Source organism: Kribbella sp. NPDC050281, assembly GCF_040655855.1.
In the GTDB taxonomy this organism is placed as follows: domain Bacteria; phylum Actinomycetota; class Actinomycetes; order Propionibacteriales; family Kribbellaceae; genus Kribbella.
In genome coordinates this window covers 100394-123454 of the sequence record NZ_JBFAKS010000028.1, presented here as the reverse complement: position 1 = coordinate 123454, position 23061 = coordinate 100394, and the positions used below count along the sequence as shown (strand labels likewise).

Sequence of the window (23061 nt, the reverse complement as noted above, 5' to 3'; positions counted from 1 at the left end):
GCACACCTCCCCGTTCCGCCCGGAGATGGGCAGAACTACCGATGCTCCGCTGGAGCCCGCATGGCCATTGTGGGCCTGACCAGAGGAGATGCCATGAGTACAGCGACTTCCGCCGTCCCTCGACTCGTCACGCCGCAGTTCGTCGTACTCGGTGCGGCCGGGCTCGCCTACTTCCTCGCCGAAGGGATGCTCGTGCCGGCCGTGCCTCGGTACGTCGCCGGCCAACTTACCGGCGGTAACATCGCGGTCGGCCTGGTCGTCGCCGCATTCAGCCTGTCCGCCCTGGTACTGCGTCCGTGGGCCGGACGACTGGTGGATCGGCGCGGCCGGTCGATCGCGATGGTCGGCGGCGGCATCATCTTCGCCGGCTCGGTCGCCGCGTACGGCGTGACCGACTCCATCGGCGCACTCGCGGCGCTCCGGCTGCTCACCGGCGTCGGCGACGCGTTCTTCTTCGTCGGCGCCGTCACCGCGATGAGTGACCTGGCGCCGCCCGAACGCCGTGGCGAGGCGATCAGCCTGTTCTCCCTCTCCCTGTACGCCGGGCTCGCGGTCGGCCCGCCGATCGGCGAAGTGCTCATCAGCACGGCGGGCTTCACCACGGTCTGGGTGGTCGCGGCAGCCTCGGCCGGCGTCGGCGTACTGCTCGCCCTGCGCGTCGGCGACACTCGCGCGCCGACGTCCGACGAAGCAAGCGCCGAGGCTGTCCGGCTCATCCCGCGGGCAGCCGTCGTGCCTGCGCTCCTGCTGCTCGCGTTGGTGTGGGGCATGGCGGGTTTCCTCGCCTTCGTGCCGCTGTACGCGCTCGACCTCGGTCTGCCGAATGCCGGCTTCCTGCTCGGAGGGTTCGCCGGGATCGTCGTGCTGATCCGGAGCGTCGGGGCCCGCATCCCCGACCGGTTGGGCGCCGGCCGGAGCGTCCGGATCTCCTTGCTCTGCGCCACGATCGCACTGCTGGTCATGGGCGGTTGGCGAACGGTGCCCGGGTTGGTCAGTGGCACGGTGCTGCTGGGCGTCGGTGTTGCGCTCGGCACGCCCGCGATCATGATGCTCGCGCTGCAGCGAGCACCGGCGGCCGAACACGGTGCGGTGATGGGAACCGTCAGCATGAGCATCGACCTGGCCGCTGGGCTCGGTCCGGCCAGCTTCGGGCTGGTCGCCGCCGCTTCCGGGCGCGGCACCGGGTTCCTCGCCGCCGCGCTTCTCGCCGGCGCGGGCCTTGCGCTGGCCACCGTGTTTGCGCCCCGGAAGCCGTAGCATCGCGTGTCATGTCGCAGCAGACTCCCTACCCGGGGCCGCAGTACGGCGTACCACCGGAGCGGAGCCGGGGGCCGGTGGTGCTGGTTGTCGTTCTCGGTCTGGTGCTGGTCGCGGTACTGGCGACTGCGACGGTGCTGATCCTGCGTGGACGCGATGACAAGCCGACAGCGGCAGCCGGAAGCAAGCCGGCCGCGGCCGGTTCGGTGCAGTTCCGTCCGGTGCTGGCGGCCGAGCCGAATGCTTGCAACGGAAGTTCACCGGCTGCCGGCGAGCTGCGGTGCGGAACGGATGGCACCCGGTACAAGCTCGGCGCGGTCGAGCTCGACGGCAGCCACGTGTCCGAGGTGAAGGCGGCACAGTCGTCCAACGATCCGACCTGGGTGGTCAACCTGGGCCTGGATGAGACGGGCACGAAGTCGTTCAGTGAGCTCACGACGGAGCTGACCGCGAAGCAGCCGCCGCTCAACCAGGTCGCGATCGTCGTCGGCGATCGGGTGGTGAGCGCGCCCAGCGTGAACGCACCCATCATCGCGGGCCAGGTTCAGATCTACGGCAACTTCACCCAGGAGGACGCCGAGAAGCTCGCCGCCGACATCACCGGCTGAGCCGGCCAACGGCCACCCGGCCACCCGGCGAGCGGCCAGCCTGCCGGCGGCCGGCCGCGGTGCGTCAGACCGGGAGGATACAGACCGGCTTCGGCCAGCTGATTCCGGTCCCGTCGACGGTCAGCCTGCCGTCGCCGTCGATCGCGAACGTCGCGATCGTGTCCGAGCGCTCGTTCGCGGCGTACAACCGGCTCCCGTCGTTGCTGAAGGCAAGATGACGCGGCCAGTCCCCGCCGGAGCCGATCGTCTGCACCAGCTCGACCGACAGCCCGTCGCCGGCGATCGCGAACACCGCGATCGTGTTGTCGCCACGGTTCGAGCCGTACAGGAAGCGCCCGTCGGCGGAGATCAGCAGCTCGGCCGGGAAGTTCTCGCCCGGCGAGTCCGCCGGCCGCGTCGACGCAGTCTGCACAACCTGAAGCTTGCCGTCGGCGTAGCTGCAGACAGTCAGCGTGGAGTCGAGCTCGTTGATCACGTACCCCGCTCCGGCGCGCGGATGGAACACCAGATGCCGCGGCCCGGCGCCCGGGTGGATGCGGAGCCGGTCGACCTCCTCCAGCTGCCCATCCGCGGTCAGCGTGGACGTGTAGACGGTGTCCGAGCCGAGGTCGACGTCGAACGTGTACGTCCCGGACGGGTCGAACACCACCTGGTGGGCGTGCGGGCCCTCCTGGCGCTCCTGGTTCGGTCCGGTGCCCTCGCGCTGGATGACCTGGGTCGCCGTACCGAGTGAGCCATCGGCGCCGATCGGGTAGATCGCGACCGAGCCCGAGGTGTAGTTGGCGGTCAACAGGTAGCGACCGGACGGGTCGATCTCCAGGTGGCAAGGGTGCTTGCCCTCGGTCGGCCGGTCGTTCAGCAACTCGAGCCCACCGTCCGGCTGGATCGCGAACGCGACGACCCTGCCCTGCTCGCCTTCGCTGGTTGCGTAGAGGAACCGGCCGTCGGCGGACCTGACCAGGAAGGACGGATCCGCGGTCGTCACCGCGAGCGCGATCGCCTCCAGCGGCCCGAACCCGATGCCGTCCCCACCGCCCGGCTGATTGGTGTAGCTCCCGACATAGATCCGCTCAGAAGTCATGGCCCTACCCTGCCAGGTCCCGGTGCCTACGGCATCGCCCTGTCCAATCCGTAGAGCGCCGACCCCCAGCCCAGATCGGGGACGAGGACCCGCCACCCCATCCGCTGGTAGAGCCTCGGCGCCGGGCGGTCGTCGACGTACGTCGAGAGGAGCGCCTTCCGATGCGGGAGATCGGTCATCAGCGCCTCCATCAAGGCCGTCCCGAGCCCTTGGCGTTGCGCCTCGACCGCGACGGCGAGCTCCACGACCTCGAAGTGACCGCCGACCCACTCCTCGGCAAGCTCCGCCGGCACGGCGGCCGCGACCCGGTCCGGCCACCACTGCCCGCGCTGCCCGGTGAACCCGTACGCGAATCCGACGATCCTGCCGTCCGAGCGGGCGGCAACGAGTTTGAAATCGTCCCGTTCGGCGTGCACCGGAAGCTGTTCGGTGGCAAACCGCTCGGCGTCGGCCCGGTCCTCGTCGTACCCCGGGGCGCCGAAGGCGGACACGAAAACCTCGGCCAGCTCCGGGGCGGCTTGAACGGCTTCGGCCGGGGCGAGTACTTCGATCACGTGGCTAGCCTATGCGGATGGACACCCAGGCGTTCCTCCAGCGAATCGGACTCAGCGGGTACGACGGACCGCCGCGGCTGGACGGTCTGTCGCGGCTGCACGAGGCGTTCGTCGGCCAGGTGCCGTACGAGTCCGTGCAGTTCCAGCTGGCCCCGGGCGGACCGCTGGAGCCTGAGGAGTCGGCGAAGCGGATCATCGCGCGCGAGACCGGTGGGTACTGCTTCCAGCTGAACGGAACCATGGCACTTCTGCTCACCGAGCTCGGCTACCGCGTGCAGATGCACCGAGGCGGTGCGGAGACCCCGACCCGCGCTGGCGACGTCGACGCCAGCCACATGGTGCTCACGGTGAGCGGGCTGATCGAGGATCCCGACCAGGTCTGGATGGTCGATGCCGGCCTCGGCGAGGCTCTGGTGCATCCGCTGCCACTCGAGGAGTGCAGCGTGTACCAGGAGCCGTACAAACTGCGGTTGCGTCCGTCCGAGAAGGTCGACGGCTGGCGGCTGGACCACGACCCGCGGGCCAACATGATCGGCATGGACTTCGAGTCCGCCGCGGTCGGCCTGGATGCCTTCGCCGCCCAGCACGCGAACCTGTCGACCAACCCGAACTCCGCGTTCCGCCGGTTGGCCTCCGCATTCCGCCGGAAGCCGTCGTCAGTCGTCGTACTGCGCTCTGTCGGCCTGTCCGAGACGTTCGCCGACCGGATCGACACCACCATCATCGAGAACCCGACCGACTACTTCGCCGTACTGGCGGACGTGTTCCTCCTCCCGCTCCCCCACTACACCCAGGCCGATCGCGACCAACTCTGGCGCCGCGTCTGGTCGCAGTACGAGGACTTCCTCGCCAAGCAGGCGAGCGCAGGGCACTAGGTCAGATGGCTAGGGAGAAGAGGGTGCTCGGGAGGATGGAGAGGACTGCGGCGGTCGCGGCGCAGAGGGAGATCATGGCGACGGCCGGGGACTCGATGTCGACCGAGAAGGGGTCGTCGGCGGGCAGGCGGAAGAGTTCGGCGATCCAGCGGAGGTAGACGGCCAGGCCGATCATCACGTTGATCGCCATCACGATGGCGAGCCAGCCGAGGTGCGCGTCGATCACCGCCTGGAAGGCGGCGAACTTCGTGAACAGACCGGCGAGGCCCGGCGGCAGACCGGCCAGCACGACCAGGAAGAAGATCAACGCGCCGGCCAGGCCCGGCTCGGAGCGCACCATGCCGCGGTAGTCGGTCAGCAGCCCACCCGGCCGGTGCCGCTGGACGACCGCGACAGCTCCGAACGCCCCGACCGTGACGACCACGTACGCCGCCAGATACCCGACGACCGCCTGGGCGTCGCCGACCGCGAGCGGCGCGAGCAGGAAGCCGACCTGACCGATCGACGACCACGCGAGCAGCCGCACCGCCTCCTGCTGACGCAGCGCGGCCAGGTTGCCGACCGTCATTGTCAGCGCGGCCAGGATCGCGACCACGGTCCGCAACTCCGACCCGCTCGGCGCGACCCCGGACGTCACCAGCACGAGCAGACCGGCGACACCGGCCGACTTCGACACCACTGCGAGGAAGGCGGTCACCTCAATCGGCGCACCGACGTACGTGTCGGGCAACCAGCCGTGGAACGGCACCGCCGCGATCTTGAACCCGAACCCGACGATCACGAACAGCCCCGCCGCGAAGGCGACCCGGCGCAGCTCCGGATCGAGGCCGGACAACCGGTTGGCGATGGTGGACAGGTACAGCGATCCGGTCACGCCGTACAGATAGGAGATGCCGAACAGCATTACCGCGGTCGAGAGCACCGACACCAGGAACGCCTTCAGTGCACCCTCTGATCCGCGTCTGTCCCGGCGCAGGGCGACCATCGCGAAGCTCGGCAGCGACACGACCTCGAGCCCGATCACCACCGTGGCGAGGTCGCGCGCACCGGCGAGCACAGTCGCACCGACCAGCGCGCTCAGGAGCAGGAAGTGGTACTCACCGACCGGGATGTCCGCCGAGAGCAGCCGGTACGCCGACAGTCCGACGACGCCGAGTGCGCCGATCAGCAACACCGCCCACAACCCGGCGGTCAACGGCTCGAACACCAGGCTGCACTCGGCCGGCCCTTCCACCGCGGGACGGCAGAACGCGGGCTTGAAGTCGTCCCGCTGGGCCCAGACGAACACCAGTCCGAACAGGATCACGGCCACGGTCAGCAGCGTGACCACCGTGTGCCGCAGTTGCGCCGATGCGCTGCGCCAGAAGCCGTCGATCAGCAGTACGGCGACAGCGCCGACCGCGAGCACGAGCGGTACGGCGATGGCCTGCCAATCGGTCCAGGTCAGGGTCACAGGGTCCCCCACTGGTGCAGAAGGAGCCCGGGCCAGACGCCGAGCAGCACGGTCAGCGTGATCAGCGGCGCCCAGGTGATCAGCTCGATCCGGCTCAGGTCGACCGCGAACGCCGACGCCGGATTCTCGGCCGGGTCACCCTGGCACAGGTTGCGTACCAGCCGCAGGAAGTACGCCGCGGTCAGTACCGTGCCCAGGCCCGCGATCACCATGAAGACCAAGTAGGTTGTCCGAGGCAACGAATCGGCCGGGCGGTAGGCGCCGAGCAGGACCAGCATCTCGCCCCAGAACCCGGCCAGCCCGGGCAACCCGAGCGACGCCAGGCAGGCGAAGGTCAGCAACCCACCGATCCGCGGCAGCCGGGCGTACAGCGCGCGGCCGAGCGCGCGCAGGTCGCTGGTGTCGTGCCGGTCCTTGATCGCACCCGCCAGGAAGAACAGCAGACCGGTGATGATCCCGTGCGCGATGTTCGCGAACAGCGCGCCGTGCAGACCGGCCTGCGACAGCGTGGAGATGCCGAGCACGATGAACCCCATGTGCCCGACGCTCGAGTACGCGATCAGCCGCTTCACGTCGGTCTGCGCCAGGCACGCCAGCGACCCGGCGATGATCGCCACCGTCGCGAAGCCGGCCAGGTACGGCGCGATGGTCGCGGTGGCGTCCGGCAGCACCGGGACCAGAATCCGGATCAGGCCGTACGTCCCCAGCTTCAGCAGGACGCCCGCCAGCAGGACCGACCCGACCGTCGGCGCCTTCGCGTGCGCGTCCGGCAGCCAGATGTGCAGCGGCCACAGCGGCACCTTCACCGCCAGGCCGACCGCGATCAGGACCGCTGCGGCCAGCGGGACGCCGTGACCGCCGAGCACCGGGGAGTTGGTCAACCGGACGATGTCGAACGTCCCCGCCTGCCGGTACACCAGCAGGAACCCGAGCAGCATCAGCGCCGACCCGAGCACCGTCATCAGCACGAAGGTGTTCGCGGCCCGCTTCCGTCCGACCGGGTCATGGTCGTCGCCCCAGATGTCGATGACCAGCCACATCGGGATCAGCACGATCTCGAAGCAGACGAAGAACAGCACCAGGTCCATCGCCGAGAAGGTGCCGATCACGCCGGCCTCGATCACCAGCAGCAGTGCGATCAGCGACCGGGTCCGGCCGATCCGCGGCGTGATCTTCAACGAGTACAGGCAGCACAGGAAGGTCAGCAGCGCGGTCAGCACGATCAGCGGCATCGAGATCGAGTCCACCGCGACGTGGAACCGCACACCGAGCGCAGGGATCCAGGGCACGTCCGTCACGGCCTGCAGCGGTCGGCCGCCCTCAGACGGTACGTAGGCGAACCAGCCTTCGCTGCGCGGCCAGAGCAGCAGCGACCCGATCAGCACGAGCCCCGAGATCACCGAGCCGTACATCGCCGCGAGCCGGTCGCCGACCGCAGCCGGGAGCGTCCACAACGCGAGCGAGGCGAGGATGGGCAGCGCCAGAATCCCCAGCAGGATCGCGCTCATGAGCTGATCACCCCAGCGAGCACCGCCAGCGCGACCACACCGACCACAGCCGCGGTCAGATAGGTCTGCACGTTCCCGGTCTGCAGCCGCCGGAACCCTTGCGACGCAAGCGTCCCCGCGCGCCCGGCCGCCCGTACATAAGCCCCGATCACGTCCCGATCCCCCGCGACCGTCAGCTTCGCCAGCCACCGCACCGGCACGACGAACATCCCGTGGTACGCCGTATCGACGCCGAACTCACGCTCGAGCACGACCGGCCGCGGATCAGCGCCGCGCGACCACAGCGAGTACGCCGGCAACGCGCCGAGTAGCACGAGCACGGTCGACACCGCACCGATGCCCCAGTTGAGGTGGACGCCGTCGACGTACCCGAGCACGATCGAGGCCACCGCGAGCAGGACCAGCGGCGCGAGCATCACCCAGGGGGCGTCGCGCAGCTTCGAGGTGTCGGGCTCGTCCAGGTCGGCCGTCCCGTTCTCGTCCTCGAAGGCACCGAGCGCCCCGGCGAGGGCGGGTGTCCGGAAGAACACCCACAGCCACATCCGCGTGCAGTAGAACGCGGTGAACGCCGCAGTCAGACACACCGATACCAGCACGATCCATCCAACGACCGAACCGTCCCGCGCGTGATGCCAGGCGGCCTCGATCACCGCGTCCTTGGAGAAGAACCCCGCGAACCCCGGTACGCCGGCCAACGAGGCGAGACCGATCGTCATCGTCACGAAGGTGACCTGCAGCGCCTTCCGCAGCCGGCCGCGTCGGGTGTAGCGGCGGAGCACCACGAAGGCCGCACTGCCGACCTGATGCAGCAGCACACCGGCGCAGAGGAACAGCAGCCCCTTGAACGCCGCGTGCGTGACCAGATGGAACAACGCCGCGTGCCGGCCGTCCGCCGTACCCAGGGACAAGGCCGAGAACATGATCGCGAGCTGGCTCACGGTCGACCACGCGAGCACCCGCTTCACCTCGACCGCGGCCATCGCACACAGCGCGGCGAACAGCATGGTCACGCAGGCGACCACAGCCAGCACGGTCATGGTCGTCTCGGAGGCCGCGAACACGTCGTACAGGCGAGCGATCAGGAAGACGCCGGCGGCAACCATCGTGGCCGCGTGGATCAGCGCGCTGACCGGGCTCGGGCCGGGCATCGCGTCCGGAAGCCAGGTCTGCAACGGGACCTGGGCCGACTTGCCGACCACGCCGACCAGGAGCAGCAGGGTCCCGGTGGTCAGTACGCCGGGTGAGATCTCCGCCGGGTCGAGCTCGGAGATCCGGAACGTGCCGGCGCCGAGGCCGAGAACGAAGATGCCGAACAGGAAGCCGACGTCACCGAGCCGGGTCATCAGGAACGCCTTGACCGCGCCGGAGCGGGCGTCGCGACGCTCCCAGTAGTGACCGATCAGCAGGTACGAGCAGGCGCCCATCATCTCCCACCCGATCAGCAGGAGGAACAGGCTGTCCGAGATGACGACGGTCACCATCGCGGCGGTGAACAGCGTGACGAGCGCGTGGTACGACGCCGGGCGCTGATGCAGGTAGCCGAGTGAGTACACCTGGACGCAGGTCGCGATCACGCCGACGACCGCGAGCATCAGCACCGTCAGGTCGTCGGTGCGGACGGCGAAACCGATGGTCAGGTCGCCGACGGACGAGTTCAGGAACGCGACCTGGTCCGGCGAGACGCCGTACAGCAGGCCGGCGGCCAGGATGACGAGCAGGGAGAAGCCGACACCGGCCACCCGCCAGGCGGTTGCGATCACGTCGCCGCACCCTTCTCCTGCAGCTCCTCCTGCGTGTCCTGCTCGGCCAGGTCGCGGGCCGCGTCGGCATCCACGTGGCCGTGGCCCCGGAACAGCAGCAGGACGATCGCGAGCCCGAGACCGATCTCGGCCGCGGCCAGCGTGATCACGAAGACCGCCAGCGTCTGGCCGGTGGCCAGGCCGTCGATGCGCCAGGCATCGAACGCGATGAGGTTCAGGTTCACCGCGTTGAGCATCAGTTCGAACGACATCAGCAGGGTGATCGCGTTGCGGCGGGCGAGGACGCCGTACACCCCGATACAGAACAGGAGGACGGCGAGCAGCAGCGGGAGGATCAGCGGCACGTCAGTCCTCCTTCGCCTTCTTGCGCTGGGACAGGGCGATGGCACCGATCAGAGCCGCCAGCAACAGAACCGACAGCACCTCGAACGGCAGCACCCAGGTCCTGAAGATCGCCGTGCCCACGTCGGTGGCGGATCCGGCCGGCACCGGGTCGATCTTCTCGTTGCCGAAGGCAATCACGACACCGGTGCCGAGCAACAGCGCCAGGACACCCGCGACCACCGCGGCGAACGGGCTGCGGCCGGTGGTCAGGCTGGGCAGCGGATTCATCGGTGCCCGGGTCAGCATCAGCGCGAACAGCACGAGTACGACGATCGCGCCGACGTATACCAGGATCTGGACCAGCGCGACGAACTCGGCATGCAGCGCGCCGAAACAGCCGGCGACCGCACCGAGGGCGACGACCAGCCAGAGGGCGGCGTGAACGATCCGGCGCGAGGTGACGACGAAGACGGAGGCGATGAGTGCGACTGCTCCGGCGACGCTGAAGAGGGCAGTCGTCACGCGTCGTCCTCCGGCGCGGGAGTGACAGTGGGGCCCGGGTCGATCGGCTGCGGCGCGGGGACCGTCCACATCCAGTCGCGGAGCCGCTCCTTCTCGTGGGTCAGGTTGCGGATGTCGGTCTCGGCGTACTCGAACTCGGGCGACCAGAACAGCGCGTCGAACGGGCAGGCCTCGATGCAGATCCCGCAGTACATGCACAGGCTGAAGTCGATCGCGAACCGGTCCAGCACGTTCCGGCTGCGCTCCCGCGCCTGCTCACCGACCGACGGCGCGGTCTCGGTGTGCGAGTCGATGTAGATGCACCAGCTCGGGCACTCGCGGGCGCACAGCATGCAGGAGGTGCAGTTCTCCTCCAGCAGCGCGATCACCCCGCGACTGCGCGGCGGCAGTTCCGGCTGGACATCCGGGTACTGCTCGGTGACGGACCGGCGGGCCAGCGTCTTCGCGGTGACCTTCAGCCCCTCGATCAACCCCTTGCCAGGAACACCCACGCCTCCTCCTCCGTCCGTAGCTCCGTTCCTAGCAGGAGACTAGTCGGTTCCGGCCCGATCCGGCGCCGACCCGGCGGTCAGAGCTCGCGCTCGAGACGGGCCGCGACCTGGCGGTAGCGGCTGACGGGGATGAGGTGGACGCCGTCGAAAGCGCCGCTGTCGCGGATGCTCAGGATCAGCTCGCAGGCGTGGTCGACGCCCGCGTCCTGGTCCCGCTCGACAGCCTCGATCAGCGTTTCGGGGATGGTGAGTTGCGGAAGTGCGGCCAGGTTGTGGGCCATCTTCGCGCTGGCGAGCACCATGACTCCGGCGTACACGGGAATGTCGAGGCTGACGCTCTCCCGCCAGCGGAGGAGTTCGCCGAGGTCGTAGCTGACCTGGACGTACAGGAAGTCCGCCTCGGCCTTCCACCGCGGCACCGCCCGCAGCCGCGTCGCCGCCCCGACCTGGAACGGGTTGCAGCCCGGGTACGACGTCTCGCGCGCCTGCTCGATCATGGTGCGCACCGTGAGCTGGCTGGTCCGCGCTCCCTCGGCCGGGTCGTCCCCGTGCACGAACAGGAACTGCTCGACGCCGTACGCCGCCGCAGTCAGCAGATCCCGGCGGAAACCGAGCAGGTTCCGGTCCCGCGAGTTCAGGCAGGCGATCCCACGCGACCCCATCGCCTGCACCTCGTTCGCCACCGCCACACTCGACACGGTCGCCCGGCCGATGTGGTTGTCCGGGATCAGAAACGCATCCGCGATCGGACTCATCACCCCGATCTGATGCCGAACCCGCTTCAAATCCGGCCGCGTCGGCGGCTCCACCTCACACACCACGTCGAATCCCCGCACCCCTGGACCCTACTAACTCCACGCCCCACCCAACGCCCCATTCCACCCAAAGGACACCAGCACGCGTCCTGCCTGGAACAGGAACTGGTGGGTCCCGACAGATCATGACCTGTCTCAAGCCCCTGGTGGGTGTTCCGCCTCCCGGGATCCTGGGCTCAGGCACCAGCTCCAGCACCCGGTCAGCGGCGAACTGCGGCCGGCTGTGGTGGTCGGATCGGTGGTCCTGCTTTGCGGACCATTTGGGTCGCCTGGCGGCCATTTGTTTCCGGAGATCCACCTCGCGGAGCCAACCGGCGTTCCAGCTCGACCTCTTGTCTGTCGCGGCGCGCCAGTTGCGGTTTGCGGAAAGCGCCGGCGCACCTACGCTCAGGAAATGGGGCGCTCTCAGGTACTGGCCGGCGCGGTGATCGGCGCCCTGGCCATGGTCTTCGCCAATGTCGCGTTCTCGTGGTTTGCGACCGGGCCGAATCATGACGAGTGGACCGACTCTGCGATCTTCATGAGTCCTGTCGCGGCCGTCTTCGGCGCGATCGTCGGAGCGCTCGGCGCCCTCGCGATCCGCATCACCCGCCCAGCCAGCCGCCGCCGGGACACCCACAACCAGCGTGAGAAGCGCAAGTACCGCCTCCGCTAGGGTCAGTGCATTTCAGGGTCGAGTAGTGCGAGGAGTTCTGAGGTTGGGCGGACGTCGCCGAAGGTTCGGTAGACGGTGTAGAGGGTGGCGTTGAGGTCCAGGTCGCGGCGGGCGGCGTTGGCGTCGGCGACCATGACGACGCGGTAGTCGAGGGTGCTCGCGTCCCGGGCGGAGGACTCGCAGCAGACGTTGGCCACGGTGCCGGTGATCAGGACCGTGTCGATGCCGCGCCCGGAGAGCAGCCCGTGCAGGTCGCAGCGCCCAGGGAAGAACGCACTCGTCGCGGTCTTCTCCACCAGCAGGTCCGCCTCGTGGATCTCGAACTCGTGCCAGACCCGCTCGCGCACCGGACCACTCCCACCGGACTCGCTGAACAGCTTGGCCACCTCAGCTCCAAGGAACTCGACCGTCACGGCAGTGGGCTCGCTGAACCCGGGCACCACCCACGCGACGGTCCCACCGGCAGACCGCAGTACGTCGGCGAGCCGAGCGATGTTCGGCACGATGCCCTGCTGATAGCCGCCAAGGCCGACGAAGAACGGCACCATGTCGACGACGACCAGTGCAGTCCGCGCTGGATCCAAGCTCTCGTACGCATGCCGCCGGCCGCGACGACTCTCCTGTCGCGCGTACTCGCGGGGCTCGATGTGCCAGTCGTGCAGCGCAGGCGGCTCAGTCATGCACGGAACCCTGCCAGGTCCCACCGACATCAAAGCCGGGAACGCAGGAACGCCTGCTCAGCTTCGTTGGACGTGAGGTCGAGGGCGGCCTCGTACGCCGTACGAGCTTCGTCGGAGCGGTCGAGGCGGGTGAGGACGTCGGCGCGGATCGCGTGGAAGAGGTAGTACGAGCTCAGGTCGAGGTCGTCGATGAGGGCAAGGGCTGCTGCCGGGCCTTCGACCTCGGCGACTGCGACGGCGCGGTTGAGCGCGACGACGGGAGTTGGCGTGAGCGTGAGCAGGTGGTTGTAGAGCTGCAGGATCTGCGGCCAGTCAGTGTCGTCCGCGGTCGGCGCATCGGCGTGGACGGCGTTGATGGCGGCTTGCAGTTGATAAGGACCAGGCTGGTTCCGGCGCAGGCAGCGGCGTACGAGGTCCTGGCCTTCGGCGATCAGCTCGCGGTCCCAGCGGTCGCGGTCCTGGTCGGCCAGCAGAACCATGGCACCGTCCAGCCCCACCCGCGCCGAACGGCGGGATTGCTGAAGGAGCATCAGTGCGAGCAGACCGACGGCCTCGGGTTCGTCGGGCATCAGGTCGACCAGTACGCGGCCGAGCCGGATCGCCTCCGCGGACAGCTCGTCACGGACGAGCGTCTCGCCGGACGAGGCGGCGTACCCCTCGTTGAAGATCAGGTAGACAACGGCGAGCACGCCACGGAGGCGCTCGGGCAGGTCGGCCTCGTACGGGACGCGGTACGGGATGCCGGCCGCGCGGATCTTCGCCTTGGCGCGGACCAGGCGCTGCGCCATCGTCGACTCCGGCACCAGGAACGCACGGGCGATCTCGGCTGTGGTGAGCCCGCCGAGCATGCGCAGTGTCAACGCGACCCTTACGTTCAGCGCGAGCGCCGGGTGGCAGCAGGTGAAGATCAGCCGGAGGCGGTCGTCGTGCACAACGCCCTCCTCCACCGGTTCGTCCTGCGCATGCAGCAACGCCGCCTGCGCATGCTTGTCCTCGCGCACCGACTCCCGCCGCAGCCGGTCGATCGCCCGGTTCCGCGCCGTCGTGATGATCCACCCGGCCGGGCTAGGCGGTACGCCGCCGTCCGCCCACTTCTCCACGGCCGCCGCAAACGCATCCTGTACGGCGTCCTCCGCGATCCCCAGATCCCCGAACACCCGGGCCAGTACCGCAACCGCTCGCCCATGCTCGGCCCTGAACACACCCGCAATCCGCTCAGGCGTGGCGTCGGGTCGTCGGGGTCCGGTGTCAGCCGGCAAAGGGCCGCACCTCGATCGACAACGGACTCAGCACCCGAGCCAGCTGCCGCGCCCACCCCAACGCCGCATCCAGATCCTCGACCTGAATCACGGTGAACCCACCCAAGTGCTCTTTCCCCTCGGTGAACGGCCCATCCGTCACGAGTACGTCGTCACCGGACACCTTCAGCACAGTCGCAGTCTCCGGCGGATGCAGCCCAGCCGCAAACACCCAGACCCCCGCCGCCTGCATCTCCTCGTTCAAAGCCCCCAACTCCCGCATGATCGGCTCCAGAACCTCCGGCGCCGGCGGCGGTCCATCAGGCTGATAGATGCTGAGCAGGTACTGGTTCATCTCGGCCTCCTCGTAAGTCCTGTCACCCCTACACGAACAGCCTCAGCCCGGATCGACAGGCAGCGACACGACAAGTCAAGGCATTAGCAGGAGGGTGACGCGGATTTCCAGACCGCCGGTCGGGCGAGGAGTTGCCACGTCGTTACTCCTGTCCGCACTCGGCGGGGTCGGCGGAGCGTTACTCGGATCAGCGGTCACCACCGCCTACGCGTCGTACCAGAACTGGCTGACCGTCATCCCCGTCTGGGCCTTGGCCGGCGGTATCGCGGCGACCCTGGTCATCGGCGCCCTGGCCGGCCTGTACCCCGCGATCCGCGCCTCCCGCCTTTCCCCCACGGAGGCACTGGCAACGCCGTAGGCGCGCGGAGGCCTGCCTAGAGTGATCATTGATCACAGTGGCGGCGAGAGGGTGACGGTGGAGCAGACCAGGGCGTTGTCGGAGGCCGATTGGGAAGCGCATCGTCCCGCGGTCTTCGGCGCGGCGTACCGGATCCTCGGCACCGTGACGGAGGCCGAGGACGTGACGCAGGACGTGTGGTTGCGTGCGGCTGCCGCGGATTTGTCGGAGGTCCGGGATCTGCACGCATGGCTGGTGACCTTGGCCGCGCGTACGTCGTACAACGTGCTGAAGTCGGCGCGCGTCCGGCGCGAGTCCTACGTCGGGCCCTGGCTGCCCGAACCGCTGCTGACCGGCCCGGACGCCGCCGCCAAGGTGCTGATGGACGAGTCGGTGAGCACCGCGATGCTGGTGGTCATGGAGACGCTCACCCCCGCCGAACGCGTCGCCCTGGTACTGCATGACGTTTTCGACTTCCCGTTCGCCAGAATCGCCGAGGTGCTCGGTACGACGCCTGCCGCCAGCCGCAAGCTCGCCTCCCGCGCGCGGGCGCGAGTCGCCACCGTCGAGGAGACACCGCGGGCCTCCAAGACCGAGACCGAACGCGTGCTCAAGGCGTTCAAGGCGGCCGCCGACGCAGGAGACCTGGCCGGGCTCGTCGCACTGCTGGATCCCCAGGCGGTGTACGTCGCCGACGGCGGCGGCAAGGTGACCGCCGCCCGGAAGCCGGTCACGGGTCCCGAGCGGATCGCCAAGCTGACGGCCAGGCAGATCGAGCTCAGGCGTCCCGACGCGGTCCGGATCATCGAGGTGAACGGGCAGCCGGCGCTCGCGACGTACCGCGGCGGCACGCTCGTCTGGCTCGACACCGTGGAGGTCGCCGACGGGCGGATCACGGCGTTCCGGCGACAGGTCAATCCCGAGAAGCTGGCGCACCTCGGTCACATCTGAGTCCGCCGTGTTGTCTCCCTGCCGCACGCCCCGATCCGCGGGGTGCGGCTGAGAGAGGACGAGACAGTGGCACACGTTGTGATCATCGGGGGCGGCTTCGCCGGTGTCTGGAGCGCGGCAGGAGCGGCGCTCGCACGCGGCGACGCCGATCTGCGCATCACACTCATCGCACCGAACGAGCACCTGGTACTGCGGCCACGCCTGTACGAGCCGGAGCCGGATCTGGCCAAGGTGGAGCTCAGCCGGGTCCTCGGTCCGATCGGCGTCGAGCACGTGCGAGCCTCGGTGAGCACGATCGACACCGACCGCCGCGTGGTGGTGGCCGACGGCAACGAGATCGGCTACGACCGCTTGGTGCTGGCGGCGGGCAGCAAGCTGGTTCAGCCCGAAGGACTGCCAGGCGCTGAACGGCTCTTCGACATCGACACGCTGGACGGAGCCCGGCGGCTGACCGACCATCTGCGGGATCGGCGCGACTACGCCGCCGTAGTCGTCGGCGCCGGGTTCGTCGGTCTGGAGGCTGCGACCGAACTGGCCTCGCGGGGCCGGGTGCTGCTGGTCGATCGGTCAGATGTGGTCGGGGCACAGCTCGGGCCGGGGCCGCGCAGGGAGATCGAGGCTGCGCTGGACGAGTTGGGTATCGAACGCCGCCTCAGTACGACGGTGTCGGAGGTCGGCGACGGGTACGCCGTACTGTCCGACGGCAGCAAGGTCGACGCGGACGCCGTCGTCTGGTCCGTCGGGATGCGAGCCAGCGAGCTCACCCGTCAGATCTCCGACGAGCTCGACCACCTGGGACGGGTGCCGGTGGACGATCGGCTGCGTGCGCTTCCGGAGGTGTTCGTCGCGGGGGACACGGCTGCGGCGGCGTTCGACGCTGAGCACACGGTCATGCAGGCCTGCCAGCACGCGACACCGCTCGGCAAGGTCGCCGGGTACAACGCGGCGGCCGACCTGCTCGGCGTACCTCTGCGCGACTTCGCTCCCGGCCCTTACGTCACCTGCCTTGACCTCGGCGCCGCCGGCGGAGTCTTCACCCGGGGCTGGGACCGCCGAGTGATGGCGTCGGGCGCCGAGGGCGCAGCCGTCAAGAAGGGCATCAACCAAGCCATCCACCCACCGGTGGACGACCGCGCAAAGATCCTCGCCGCCGCCGATCGCGTCAGCGTCGAACTCCCGTTCTTCCCCCGCGAAGAATCCGCCGCCTGACCGGGGCCCTGTGCAACCCGACAGGAAGTGTCCGGCGGTTCGTAGTGCACCTGAGCGCACCCGCGTGCCGGTGTACGGTGTCTCGCCGGTGCACTACCTGTCGGCGTGCACGCGGTCCAGGAATACCAGTGCGAACGGAGCTGGTTGGAGAGACCATGCGCTACGCCACCTATGTGAAGTCGTTCGGCGAGTACGGCAGCCCGAAGGTCCTCCGCGATCTCGCGCGGGCGACCGAGGACCACGGCTGGGACGGGTTCTTCGTGTGGGACCTGCTCAGCTCCCCCACCTACGACCCGCCGGTTGCCGATCCCTGGGTGACTCTCGCCGCGATCGCCCAAGCCACCAGCAGAATCCTGATCGGCCCGATGGTCGTCCCCCTGCCCCGGCGCCGCCCGGCCAAGCTCGCCCTCGAGGCCGGCACGCTGCAGGACCTCTCGAACGGCCGCCTCATCCTCGGCCTCGGAACCGGCGCGGGCTGGGACTACACCCGGTTCGGTGAGTCCGCCAAGCGCAGAGAGCTCGCCGAGCGGCTCGACGAGGGCGCCGAGCTGCTGCACCAGTTCCTCGCCGGCGAACCCGTCGAGCACGAGGGCAGGTACTACCGGGCCACCGACGTCCGCTTCCCCGCCAGCGACATCCCGATCTGGACCAGCGGCTTCTGGCCACGGACCGGTCCCGTCCGAGGCGCCCGCAACGCGGACGGACTGTTCCCGCAGATCAGGGACGAGGCCGACGACTTCCGGCTCCCCACCATCGACGAACTCGCCACGATCCGCGCCGACTTCGAGAGGTCCGGTGGCCGCCAGAACGCCGACATCGCCATCTGGTCCCCAAGCCCGGCCGGCGCCCCGGATGCCGCCCTGGCCGCGCAGTACGAAGAGGCCGGCGTCACCTGGTGGTTCCAAGACGGCTCCGAGATCTCCCCCGAAGAACTCCACGCCCGCCTGGCCGCCGGCCCACCCCTCAGTTGAAGAGGGTGACGCCGACGCCCGTGATCGCGAGTTGAAGCAGGGCGATGGGGACCAAGGCTTGCCAGGCGAGTTTCTGGAGTTGGTCGGCTCGCATGCGGGGGAACGACACGCGCACCCAGATGACGACGACCGAGACCAGGGCGACCTTGAGGATGGTCCAGATCCAGCCGATCGAGTCCGGCCCGGGACCGCTCCAACCACCCAGGAACAGCACCGTCGTCAGCCCGGCCAGTACGACGATCCCGGCATACTCGGCGAGCAGGAACATCGCGAAGCGCAGACCGGTGTACTCCGTGTAGGGCCCGAAGATCACCTCGGAGTCCGCGACCGGCATGTCGAACGGCGGCCGCTGCAACTCGGCCAGCCCGGCGATGAAGAACACGACCAGGCCGGGCAGCTGCCACAGCAACCACCACGGGTTCCATGCGGTCGCGATCCCCGACAGGCTCAGCGACCCGGCCGCGACCGCGACGCTCGCCGCGGACAGCACGAACGGCAGCTCGTAGCTCATCAGCTGCGCCGCGACCCGGAGTCCGCCGAGCAGGCTGTACTTGTTGCCGCTCCCCCATCCCGCCATCAGCGACCCGAGTACGCCGATGCTCATCACCGCGAGCACGAAGAACAGCCCGGAGTCGAGGTCCGCACCGACGATGCCCGGCGCCAGTGGGATCGCGGCCAGCGCGGCCAGGTACGGCAGGATCGCGACGATCGGGGCCCACTCGAACACCTGCCGGTCCGCGGCCGCCGGGACCACGCTCTCCTTCTGCACGAACTTCACGCCGTCGGCGACCAGCTGCGCCCACCCGTGGAACGCACCGGCGTACATCGGACCGAGCCGTGACTGCATGTGCGCCATCACCTTGTGCTCGGCCTGGCCGACCAGCAGGGGCGCCACCAGGAAGGCGACGAGTACGCCGACCACCCGCACCACGAACTCCAGCATGACCGCACCCTATCGAGTCCGACTTGACCTCAACCACCGTTGAGGTCAAAGGGTGGGTCGTATGACCGATGAGAAGCAGACTCAGCTGAGCACCGTTCTGGTGACCGGAGCGACCGGGCGCGTCGGCCGGCATGTGGTGGATGGGCTGCGCGCGGCGGGTGTGACCGTCCGCGCCCTGGTCCGGAAACCTGACCGCGCCGCCTTGCCGCCGGACGTCGAGCTGATCCAGGGCGATCTCTATGATCCGGCAGCGGTACGACGGGCTGCGGCCGGCGCGGATGCGGCGCTCCTGCTGTGGCCGGCGTACAGCGCGGATGGCGCGGAGGCGATCGTTGCGGAACTGCCGCGGCGAGTCGTGTACCTGTCCTCGCTGAACGCGCCGTCCGGCGGAGTCTGGGGTGACGTCGAGGAGCTGCTCCGGCGGGTGGGTAAGGACTGGACCGCGGTACGGCCCGGAGGATTTGCCGTCAATGCACTGGGCTGGGCCGCGGACTTCCGGGGCGGTGACGTCGTACGGCTCCCGTATCCGAAGGCCGGCCGGTCACTGATCCACGAGCGGGACATCGCGGCGGTCGCCGTACTCACGCTGCTGGACGATCGGCACATCGGGCAGGCCTACGACCTGACCGGGCCGGAGGTGCTGACTCAGGCCGAGCAGGTGGAGACGATCGCGCGGGCCGTGGGCAAGGAGATGCGGATCGAGGAACTGTCCGCTGAGCAGGCTCGGCAGGCGATGCTCGACCAAGGCGCTGACCCTGCGCTCGCGGAGAGCGCGGTCACCTACTGGGCGAAGCTCGTCGACGATCCCGAGCCCGTGATGACCACGGTCGCGGAGCTCACCGGCCGCCCGGCGCTGACGTTCGCGGACTGGGCCCGGGAACACGCGGATGAGTTCCGGGTCCTGTCCACAGCCGAGGTCGCGAACCGCTACGTGAGCCTCTTGAGCACCGGCCGCGTCCACGAGGCCATGGCACTGGCCGCGCCGGACGTCGTCCGCGTCGCGCCACTCGAAACCGGCGGCGAGGAGATCGAACTCAAGGGAGCCGATGCCATCCTCGAGAACGCACAACGGCTCAGCGCCGGCATCGAGTACGTCGGCGTCCAGGTCCTCGGCCCCCTCCTCCTCGACGACCGCTTCGCGATCCGCTTCACCTTCGACCAGCGCGACCCCACCACCGGCCAAACCTCCCAAACCACCAAACTCTCCCTCTGCACCGTAACCACCGGCCAAATAACCCGCGAAGAGGTCTTCTACTACAAGGGCAACTGAAGCCAGCCGCCGATGTCTTTTCGGCCGGCGGTTTGGGCGGCGGTGCGGGCGCCTTGGTTGGCGGCGTGGATGGTGCCGATGAGGATGCGGGTTGGGTCCGGTAGGGCTTGGGCCAGGAGGGCGCTCAGGTGGCGGCCGTAGCCTCGGCCTCGGTACTTCGGGGCGAGGATCATCTCCCGTACGACGTACGCGGGGAGGCCCAGTGAGTCCTCGGGGTTGTCGACTCCGGCCGCGTATCCGGCCCACTCGCCGTCGACTGTGATGTCGAAGAGGAGGCCCTCCTCGGCTGACTCGGCCAGATCTTCACGGTCCTGGAGAGATGCCTCTTCGGTGTGATGTGGGTGGGCGGCGTCCACGGCGTCGTACGCACGCTGGGCCTCGTCGTAGTGGTCGACGCCGCGCGCCTGGACGAGCGCGAGCTCGGGCGGTACGTCGTGAGGTTGTAGCTGACTGATCGGGGCGGCGAAGAAACGGCGGTCGGGTTGGGTGCCAGGGATCCCAGCCTCGGCACTCCACAGGCGGACGTAGTGCGGGTTGTGGATGCCGTAGACCTCGCGTGCGACTGCGGCCAGGGCGGGGAGGTCCGCGGTGCTCGGTGCGCGGGTCATCGGGGTCGCGTCGACGAAGGGCTTGGTCGGGTCCAGGCCCTCGAAGCGCATGCTGACCATCGCGTGCAGGTCGGCGCCGACCGGCAGCCAGTAGTTGAGCATCGACTCGGCGGGCTGTCCCGGAGCGAACCGCTCGACACGCAGCGCGGCGATCTCCAGATCTGTTGCCAAGAGCAAGTCCGGATCCGCGTGCACCTCTGCCAACGACTTCAGCCGCGTCGCGTCGTCCACCCAGGTGCGCGTGAGAGGGTGCTGGCGGTCGAGCGTGTACCGCGCCAACTCGTCCGCAGTCGGAATCACGCCTCAGGCTCCGCCGAGGGAGCGTCCGGCGAAGGCGCGCGCGCCGAGGGCGGCGCTTCCGACGAGGGCGCATCCGCCGAGGGCGCTTCCGCGGAAGGCGCTTCCGCGGGGGGAGATTCCGGTGGCGGGGCCTCGGCTTGTTTGCGGGGGCGGCGTTCGGCGCCGGCGCGGCGGGGGCGGGCCGGGGTGGCCGCCGCCTGGGCGGGGGCTAGTGGATCTGGGTCAGGGGATCCGGCGGGGCGCGGGCCCCAGGTTTCCGGGTCGGGGACGCCAGGGGGAAGGGTGCGCCGGCGGCTGGGGGCGCCGTGGGCCGGGGCGTGGTCGGACTCGCCCGGCTCCTTGGCGCCCGGCCACGGCTTCGCGACCCGGGACGCGAGCACGAACTCCTTGCGCAACGGGTTCCCCTCGAAGCCGTCCGGCAGCAGCAACGGGATCAGGTTCGGATGGCCCTCGAAGTTGATCCCGAACATCTCGAACGTTTCCCGCTCATGCCAGTTCGCCCCGGCGTACAACTCGGACAGCGTCGGCAGCACCGGCTTGTCCCGCGGGATCAGCGTGCGCACCAGCAGATGCTCGACGTGCGCACCACCCCAGAAGTCCGCGAGATGCGAGACCACCCGGAACCCGTCCGTCAGCTCGTCCGCAGCGGACAGGAAGTCGAAGAACGTGTACCCGACGGCGTCCCGCAACACCTCGTGCGCCGCCACCCACGACTCCGCGGGTACGTCGATCGCCGTCGGCGAGAAGCTGTCGGACTGGGTCGCGGCGATGCCGGCCGCGGTCAGCGCCTCGAGCGCGTCGCTGCTCACTGAGGCGTCACCAGGCCGCGGGTCAGCGCCGCGGCGGACGGCTCGTCGTACCGGCTCGGCATGTTCTCGCCGGCGATCTTCTCCTGCAGCTTGAGGATGCCCTGCAGCAGCGCCTCCGGCCGCGGCGGACAGCCGGGCACGTACACGTCGACCGGGATGATCTGGTCGACGCCCTTGGTCACGCAGTACGAGTCCCAGTACGGGCCACCGGAGTTCGAGCAGGAGCCGAACGAGATCACGTACTTCGGCTCCGGCATCTGGTCGTAGAGCCGTTTGATCGCTGGCGCCATCTTGTCCGTCACGGTGCCGGAGACCACCATCAGGTCGGCCTGCCGCGGACCGGGCGCGAACGGGATCACGCCGAGCCGGATGAAGTCGTGCCGGCCCATCGACGCGGCGATGAACTCGATCGCGCAGCAGGCCAGGCCGAAGTTGAACACCCAGAGGGAGTACTTGCGGCCCCAGTTCAGCAGGTACCGGACCGGCTCGGGCGCGAGCTTGGCCAGCGCACCCACAGCCGGCCGCACGGTCGGCATCGGCAGCTCGGTCTGGGACATGTGGTCAGCCTAGTCCGACAATCTCTTCGGCGAGGATTTCCGGGTACTCCAGCGGCGCGTAGTGCCCGACACCGTCCACGGGCCGAAGCCGTACGTCGCTGAAGAAGTCGTCGAGCCGATCGGACCACGCGCGCGGGAACAGCGGATCGAGCTCCGGCCACAGCACCACCGTCGGTACGCCGATCCGGTCGTACGACGGCGGCGACGACTCGGCCGCGGAGGTGGCGACCGAGCCCGCACCCGCCCGGTACCAGTTGAGCGAGGCGGTGAACGCACCCGGCACGGAGTAGGTCTCGACGAGATGATCGAGGTCCGGCTCGAAGCCCGGACCGGACCAGTGCGTCCAGAAGTGCCGCAGATAGGACCGGACCGCGTCGGGCTTCCCGTCGATCAGCTCCTCGATCACCGGCAGCCGATGGAAGGCCTGGTACCAGAACTCCGCCTGCGCGCGCTCGGAGAACACCCGCTTCCCGATCCCCGGCAGCGGTGGCGCGACCACCATGCCCTCGATCAGGTCGGCCCGGTTGCGCGCGATCCCCTGCGCGATCCGGCTGCCGACGTCGTACCCGGCGAGCACCGGACGCTCCAGCCCGAGCTCCTCCACCAGCGCGATCACACTCCGCCCCTGCGCCTCGACGCCGTACTGCGCAGGATCCGCCGACTGCCGGTCCGATTCCCCGAAACCGCGCAGGTCGGGCACCACCACCTCGCAACCACGCTCGACCAGCATCGGTGCGAGCAGCCGGTAGTCGGTCCGGTCGCCCGGCCATCCGTGCAGCAGCACCACTGCTGGTCCCTCGCCGGCCCGGTCGTACGCCAGCCTGAATCCGTCCACCGCGTCGCTCAGCATGGCATTCATTGTTGACCACTCCGACCCTCCGTCCTACCGTGATTGAACAGGACTGAACAGGTCCATTCAGTGTGGGGAGT

Annotated in this window: 25 protein-coding genes and 1 pseudogene; 9 read left to right on the top strand and 17 right to left on the bottom strand. The window is 69.3% G+C overall.

Annotated features, from left to right (window positions below; translation table 11 throughout):
• Positions 1–93 precede the first annotated feature (93 nt).
• Both AB0I34_RS27900 and AB0I34_RS27895 read left to right on the top strand, forming a co-directional pair.
• The gene (locus tag AB0I34_RS27900; protein WP_360450522.1) at positions 94–1257 is read left to right on the top strand and encodes an MFS transporter; all 1164 of its coding nucleotides are present in this window, start codon (positions 94–96) and stop codon (positions 1255–1257) included.
• Positions 1258–1268: 11 nt separating this feature from the next.
• Positions 1269–1865, top strand: coding sequence for a hypothetical protein (locus AB0I34_RS27895; protein WP_360450520.1), 597 nt, complete (start codon positions 1269–1271; stop codon positions 1863–1865).
• A 64-nt stretch (positions 1866–1929) separates the two neighbouring features.
• Here the strand turns inward: AB0I34_RS27895 and AB0I34_RS27890 are convergent, their stop codons facing one another.
• Positions 1930–2946 (bottom strand): lactonase family protein, encoded by a 1017-nt coding sequence (locus tag AB0I34_RS27890; RefSeq protein ID WP_360450517.1) that lies wholly within the window; start codon positions 2944–2946, stop codon positions 1930–1932.
• Positions 2947–2972: 26 nt separating this feature from the next.
• Positions 2973–3500 (bottom strand): GNAT family N-acetyltransferase, encoded by a 528-nt coding sequence (locus tag AB0I34_RS27885; RefSeq protein ID WP_360450515.1) that lies wholly within the window; start codon positions 3498–3500, stop codon positions 2973–2975.
• Between the two features lie 17 nt (positions 3501–3517).
• Here AB0I34_RS27885 and AB0I34_RS27880 point away from each other — a divergent pair, with 17 nt between their 5' ends.
• Positions 3518–4375 (top strand): arylamine N-acetyltransferase, encoded by an 858-nt coding sequence (locus AB0I34_RS27880; RefSeq protein ID WP_360450512.1) that lies wholly within the window; start codon positions 3518–3520, stop codon positions 4373–4375.
• Between the two features lies 1 nt (position 4376).
• On the opposite strand, the gene AB0I34_RS27875 is transcribed toward AB0I34_RS27880, so the two are convergent.
• The 7 genes and pseudogenes from AB0I34_RS27875 to AB0I34_RS27845 all read right to left on the bottom strand — a co-directional run bounded on the left by AB0I34_RS27875 (position 4377) and on the right by AB0I34_RS27845 (position 11269).
• Positions 4377–5828: an NADH-quinone oxidoreductase subunit N gene (locus AB0I34_RS27875; RefSeq protein ID WP_360450510.1), complete on the bottom strand. Its 1452-nt coding sequence runs from the start codon at positions 5826–5828 to the stop codon at positions 4377–4379.
• The gene (locus AB0I34_RS27870; RefSeq protein WP_360450507.1) at positions 5825–7336 is read right to left on the bottom strand and encodes an NADH-quinone oxidoreductase subunit M; all 1512 of its coding nucleotides are present in this window, start codon (positions 7334–7336) and stop codon (positions 5825–5827) included. Before AB0I34_RS27870 ends, AB0I34_RS27875 begins: the two co-directional genes overlap by 4 nt.
• Positions 7333–9096, bottom strand: a complete 1764-nt coding sequence (locus AB0I34_RS27865) for an NADH-quinone oxidoreductase subunit L (protein WP_360450504.1) — start codon at positions 9094–9096, stop codon at positions 7333–7335. Before AB0I34_RS27865 ends, AB0I34_RS27870 begins: the two co-directional genes overlap by 4 nt.
• Positions 9093–9440 (bottom strand): NADH-quinone oxidoreductase subunit NuoK, encoded by a 348-nt coding sequence (gene nuoK, locus AB0I34_RS27860; RefSeq protein ID WP_360450501.1) that lies wholly within the window; start codon positions 9438–9440, stop codon positions 9093–9095. Before nuoK ends, AB0I34_RS27865 begins: the two co-directional genes overlap by 4 nt.
• A 1-nt stretch (position 9441) precedes the next feature.
• Positions 9442–9942 (bottom strand): NADH-quinone oxidoreductase subunit J, encoded by a 501-nt coding sequence (locus AB0I34_RS27855; protein ID WP_360450498.1) that lies wholly within the window; start codon positions 9940–9942, stop codon positions 9442–9444.
• A 134-nt stretch (positions 9943–10076) separates the two neighbouring features.
• A pseudogene (locus tag AB0I34_RS27850) lies at positions 10077–10310 on the bottom strand (4Fe-4S binding protein); the annotation flags it as partial.
• A gap of 200 nt (positions 10311–10510) precedes the next feature.
• Complete coding sequence (locus AB0I34_RS27845) at positions 10511–11269, bottom strand: methylenetetrahydrofolate reductase (protein ID WP_360450495.1); 759 nt, start codon at positions 11267–11269, stop codon at positions 10511–10513.
• 373 nt (positions 11270–11642) lie between these two features.
• Here AB0I34_RS27845 and AB0I34_RS27840 point away from each other — a divergent pair, with 373 nt between their 5' ends.
• Positions 11643–11903, top strand: a complete 261-nt coding sequence (locus AB0I34_RS27840) for a hypothetical protein (RefSeq protein ID WP_360450492.1) — start codon at positions 11643–11645, stop codon at positions 11901–11903.
• A gap of 2 nt (positions 11904–11905) precedes the next feature.
• Here AB0I34_RS27840 and AB0I34_RS27835 read toward each other — a convergent pair whose 3' ends face one another.
• Genes AB0I34_RS27835 through AB0I34_RS27825 form a run of 3 tightly spaced genes read right to left on the bottom strand, consistent with a single transcriptional unit; the run spans position 11906 to position 14176 of the window.
• Entirely contained in the window at positions 11906–12583 is a 678-nt protein-coding gene (locus AB0I34_RS27835) for an isochorismatase family cysteine hydrolase (protein ID WP_360450489.1), read from the bottom strand.
• A gap of 29 nt (positions 12584–12612) precedes the next feature.
• Entirely contained in the window at positions 12613–13785 is a 1173-nt protein-coding gene (locus AB0I34_RS27830) for an RNA polymerase sigma factor (protein ID WP_360450487.1), read from the bottom strand.
• 46 nt (positions 13786–13831) lie between these two features.
• Positions 13832–14176: a YciI family protein gene (locus tag AB0I34_RS27825; protein ID WP_360450484.1), complete on the bottom strand. Its 345-nt coding sequence runs from the start codon at positions 14174–14176 to the stop codon at positions 13832–13834.
• A 94-nt stretch (positions 14177–14270) separates the two neighbouring features.
• Here AB0I34_RS27825 and AB0I34_RS27820 point away from each other — a divergent pair, with 94 nt between their 5' ends.
• The 4 genes from AB0I34_RS27820 to AB0I34_RS27805 all read left to right on the top strand — a co-directional run bounded on the left by AB0I34_RS27820 (position 14271) and on the right by AB0I34_RS27805 (position 17644).
• On the top strand, positions 14271–14534 hold the full coding sequence (locus tag AB0I34_RS27820) for a hypothetical protein (RefSeq protein WP_360450482.1): 264 nt from the start codon (positions 14271–14273) through the stop codon (positions 14532–14534).
• A gap of 57 nt (positions 14535–14591) precedes the next feature.
• Complete coding sequence (sigJ, locus tag AB0I34_RS27815; RefSeq protein ID WP_360450480.1) at positions 14592–15464, top strand: RNA polymerase sigma factor SigJ; 873 nt, start codon at positions 14592–14594, stop codon at positions 15462–15464.
• Between the two features lie 66 nt (positions 15465–15530).
• Positions 15531–16673, top strand: coding sequence for an FAD-dependent oxidoreductase (locus AB0I34_RS27810; RefSeq protein ID WP_360450477.1), 1143 nt, complete (start codon positions 15531–15533; stop codon positions 16671–16673).
• 155 nt (positions 16674–16828) lie between these two features.
• Positions 16829–17644, top strand: coding sequence for an LLM class flavin-dependent oxidoreductase (locus tag AB0I34_RS27805; RefSeq protein WP_360450474.1), 816 nt, complete (start codon positions 16829–16831; stop codon positions 17642–17644).
• Here the strand turns inward: AB0I34_RS27805 and AB0I34_RS27800 are convergent.
• Positions 17637–18587 carry a complex I subunit 1 family protein gene (locus tag AB0I34_RS27800; RefSeq protein ID WP_360450471.1) on the bottom strand — a complete coding sequence of 317 codons (951 nt, stop codon included), beginning with the start codon at positions 18585–18587 and terminating at the stop codon, positions 17637–17639. The two genes, AB0I34_RS27805 and AB0I34_RS27800, sit on opposite strands and share 8 nt — an antisense overlap.
• 61 nt (positions 18588–18648) lie before the next feature.
• Between AB0I34_RS27800 and AB0I34_RS27795 the strand changes: the two genes are divergently transcribed.
• Positions 18649–19857 carry an NAD(P)H-binding protein gene (locus AB0I34_RS27795; protein WP_360450469.1) on the top strand — a complete coding sequence of 403 codons (1209 nt, stop codon included), beginning with the start codon at positions 18649–18651 and terminating at the stop codon, positions 19855–19857.
• On the opposite strand, the gene AB0I34_RS27790 is transcribed toward AB0I34_RS27795, so the two are convergent.
• From AB0I34_RS27790 to AB0I34_RS27775, 4 genes are read right to left on the bottom strand one after another with little or no spacing between them, the layout of a single operon-like run.
• Entirely contained in the window at positions 19842–20765 is a 924-nt protein-coding gene (locus AB0I34_RS27790) for a GNAT family N-acetyltransferase (protein ID WP_360450466.1), read from the bottom strand. The genes AB0I34_RS27795 and AB0I34_RS27790 overlap by 16 nt on opposite strands.
• The gene (locus tag AB0I34_RS27785; protein ID WP_360450464.1) at positions 20762–21574 is read right to left on the bottom strand and encodes an NADH-quinone oxidoreductase subunit C; all 813 of its coding nucleotides are present in this window, start codon (positions 21572–21574) and stop codon (positions 20762–20764) included. The genes AB0I34_RS27790 and AB0I34_RS27785 overlap by 4 nt, the downstream gene beginning before the upstream one ends.
• Complete coding sequence (locus AB0I34_RS27780; protein ID WP_360450461.1) at positions 21571–22131, bottom strand: NADH-quinone oxidoreductase subunit B family protein; 561 nt, start codon at positions 22129–22131, stop codon at positions 21571–21573. The genes AB0I34_RS27785 and AB0I34_RS27780 overlap by 4 nt, the downstream gene beginning before the upstream one ends.
• A gap of 4 nt (positions 22132–22135) precedes the next feature.
• The gene (locus AB0I34_RS27775; protein ID WP_360450458.1) at positions 22136–22981 is read right to left on the bottom strand and encodes an alpha/beta hydrolase; all 846 of its coding nucleotides are present in this window, start codon (positions 22979–22981) and stop codon (positions 22136–22138) included.
• Positions 22982–23061 lie beyond the last annotated feature (80 nt).

Excerpts from the sequence above, each read along its gene's own strand:
- AB0I34_RS27900 (WP_360450522.1), top strand. The coding sequence starts at position 94 with ATGAGTACAGCGACTTCCGCCGTCCCTCGACTCGTCACGCCGCAGTTC.
- AB0I34_RS27895 (WP_360450520.1), top strand. The coding sequence starts at position 1,269 with ATGTCGCAGCAGACTCCCTACCCGGGGCCGCAGTACGGCGTACCACCG.
- AB0I34_RS27890 (WP_360450517.1), bottom strand. The coding sequence starts at position 2,946 with ATGACTTCTGAGCGGATCTATGTCGGGAGCTACACCAATCAGCCGGGC.
- AB0I34_RS27880 (WP_360450512.1), top strand. The coding sequence starts at position 3,518 with ATGGACACCCAGGCGTTCCTCCAGCGAATCGGACTCAGCGGGTACGAC.
- AB0I34_RS27870 (WP_360450507.1), bottom strand. The coding sequence starts at position 7,336 with ATGAGCGCGATCCTGCTGGGGATTCTGGCGCTGCCCATCCTCGCCTCG.
- AB0I34_RS27840 (WP_360450492.1), top strand. The coding sequence starts at position 11,643 with ATGGGGCGCTCTCAGGTACTGGCCGGCGCGGTGATCGGCGCCCTGGCC.
- AB0I34_RS27835 (WP_360450489.1), bottom strand. The coding sequence starts at position 12,583 with ATGACTGAGCCGCCTGCGCTGCACGACTGGCACATCGAGCCCCGCGAG.
- AB0I34_RS27825 (WP_360450484.1), bottom strand. The coding sequence starts at position 14,176 with ATGAACCAGTACCTGCTCAGCATCTATCAGCCTGATGGACCGCCGCCG.
- AB0I34_RS27805 (WP_360450474.1), top strand. The coding sequence starts at position 16,829 with ATGCGCTACGCCACCTATGTGAAGTCGTTCGGCGAGTACGGCAGCCCG.
- AB0I34_RS27800 (WP_360450471.1), bottom strand. The coding sequence starts at position 18,587 with ATGCTGGAGTTCGTGGTGCGGGTGGTCGGCGTACTCGTCGCCTTCCTG.
- AB0I34_RS27795 (WP_360450469.1), top strand. The coding sequence starts at position 18,649 with ATGACCGATGAGAAGCAGACTCAGCTGAGCACCGTTCTGGTGACCGGA.
- AB0I34_RS27780 (WP_360450461.1), bottom strand. The coding sequence starts at position 22,131 with ATGTCCCAGACCGAGCTGCCGATGCCGACCGTGCGGCCGGCTGTGGGT.
- AB0I34_RS27775 (WP_360450458.1), bottom strand. The coding sequence starts at position 22,981 with ATGCTGAGCGACGCGGTGGACGGATTCAGGCTGGCGTACGACCGGGCC.